Source organism: Cyanobium sp. LEGE 06143 (assembly GCF_015207535.1).
Taxonomy (GTDB): Bacteria; Cyanobacteriota; Cyanobacteriia; order PCC-6307; family Cyanobiaceae; genus NIES-981.
Genome location: NZ_JADEWP010000288.1, coordinates 1 through 2,130 on the forward strand (window position 1 = coordinate 1; position 2,130 = coordinate 2,130).

Consider the following 2,130-nt stretch of genomic DNA (forward strand, 5'->3'; position numbering starts at 1 on the left):
CCTCCTGGCCGCCGCCGCCGGGGGCGCGCCGCTGTTGCTGCGCCAGCTGTTTGATGCCGCCACCGGCACCTACACCTATCTGCTGGCCGAGGTGAGCAGCCGCCAGACCCTGATCATCGATCCGGTGTTCGAGCGGCACGACCGCGATCTCGCCCTGATCCAGGAGCTCGGCCTGGTGCTGGTGGCCAGCCTCGACACCCACGCCCATGCCGACCATGTGACCGGCAGCTGGCTGCTGCACCAGGCCACGGGCTGCGCCATCGGCCTGGCGGCCAGCGCCGGCGCCGAGAACGTGACCCTGCCCCTGGGCCAGGGCGACACGGTGGCCTTCGGCGGACGCCATCTGCAGGTGCGCGCCACCCCCGGCCACACCGCCGGCTGCCTCACCTATGTGCTCGACGACCACAGCGCCGCCTTCAGCGGCGACGCCCTGCTGGTGCGGGGCTGCGGCCGCTGTGATTTCCAGCAGGGCAACGCCCACACCCTGTGGGCCTCGATCACCGAGCAGATCCTCACCCTGCCGGAGGCCTGCCTGCTCTATCCCGGCCACGACTACACCGGCCGTTCGGTCACCTCGGTGGCGGAGGAGCGCGCCTTCAATGCCCGCCTCGGCGGCAGCGCCAGTGAGCGCGATTTCGTGGGTCACATGCAGAACCTGCGCCTGCCCCATCCGCACCGCATTGCCGAGGCCCTGCCCGGTAACCTGCGCTCCGGCCGCCCCCTGCACCCCGAACCTGCGGTCAGCTGGGCCCCGCTCAGCCGCAGCTATGCCGGTCTGCCCGAACTCACCCCCGCCTGGGTGGCGGCCCATGCCGCCGCTCTGACCCTGCTGGATGTGCGCTCCGCCGAGGAGTTCGAGGGGCCCGATGGCCGCATCGCCGGCAGCCTGTTGCTGCCCCTGCCCGAGCTGGAGGCCCGCAGCGCCGAGCTGCCTGCCGACCGGCCGCTGGTGGTGGTGTGCCATTCCGGCAGTCGCTCGGCCCTGGCCACCCAGCACCTGCTGCGCAGCGGCCACCAGCAGGTGGCCAACCTGCGCGGCGGCCTGCAGCGCTGGGGGGATGAGGGCTATCCGCTGGAGCGCAGCAACCCCTGAGGCCCCGTCTCACGCCCAACAGGGCCTCTCAACACCCTTTGCACCGACGACAGCCATGACCCTCACCCCTGCCGCAGCTCCATCCACACGCCTCTCCCCGGGACGGGTCTCCGCCCCTGAACTGGCCGATCAGCTCGCCCGGGGGGCCGTCACCGTGGTGGATGTGCGCGAGCCGGTGGAGCTGCTGGGCGGCCACATCGCCGGCAGCCGCAATGTGCCCCTGGCCCGCCTCGCTCGCGAGCCGCTGCCCGAGGGCCCCCTGGTGCTGGTGTGCCACAGCGGCCACCGCAGCACCGCCGCCCGGGAGCAGCTGCTCAGCCGCAACCCTTCCCGGGCCGTGAGCGATCTGGAGGGCGGCATCGAGGCCTGGCAGCAGGCGGGCCTGCCGCTTCTGGCCAGGGCCAGGGCCCCCCTGCCCCTGATGCGGCAGGTTCAGATCGCCGCCGGATCCCTGGTGCTGCTCGGGGTGATCCTGAGCCAGTCCGTCGCCCCGGCCTGGATGGCTCTGAGCGCCTTTGTGGGAGCCGGGCTGGTGTTCGCCGGCCTCAGCGGCTTCTGCGGTATGGCGCGGCTGCTGGCGCTGATGCCCTGGAATCGGGTGAGCCCGTGACGGCCGCGGCCGTTGAGCTGGCGACGGCCCCCACGCCGCTGCTGCTGGCAGGCGGAGCCCTGATCGGGCTGCTGCTGGCCGTGCTGGGGGCGGGGGGCTCGATCCTGCTGCTGCCCCTGCTGGTGAGCGGCGCGGCCCTGGCCACGCGCGAGGCGGTGCCGCTGTCGCTGCTGGTGGTGGCGCTGCTTGCMCYGGSCAWSSYGGRNGMCCTRCMKGCKSCRCKGCNCRGCTRKCKCKSCSRYNCTSMCCWGATCCYKGKCSNTGCCCGSNNNCYTGGCSRGYWGNTGGSKCGRCRSCRGSCTGSKGNNGKCGGNGCCNNATNCCWGRMSNTGCYGCWKCTSSTGCTGYTNNCAGCGKYGNNCMKCSGYRACGKCMTYCWGSNCNWGCTSMTNCNTNGGGATGGCCGGCCCGCCGGCCGCTCCGGAGG

General features: G+C 73.7%; 2 protein-coding genes. Both read left to right on the top strand.

Features of this window, described 5'->3' with window-relative positions:
- Positions 1 to 4 precede the first annotated feature (4 nt).
- On the top strand, positions 5 to 1,093 hold the full coding sequence (locus tag IQ216_RS13625) for a rhodanese-like domain-containing protein (RefSeq protein WP_193815897.1): 1,089 nt from the start codon (positions 5 to 7) through the stop codon (positions 1,091 to 1,093).
- A gap of 55 nt (positions 1,094 to 1,148) precedes the next feature.
- Complete coding sequence (locus IQ216_RS13630) at positions 1,149 to 1,703, top strand: rhodanese-like domain-containing protein (protein ID WP_193815896.1); 555 nt, start codon at positions 1,149 to 1,151, stop codon at positions 1,701 to 1,703.
- Positions 1,704 to 2,130 lie beyond the last annotated feature (427 nt).

Bases quoted from the DNA above. Each gene is read 5' to 3' on its own strand.
- IQ216_RS13630 (WP_193815896.1), top strand. From the start codon at position 1,149: ATGACCCTCACCCCTGCCGCAGCTCCATCCACACGCCTCTCCCCGGGA.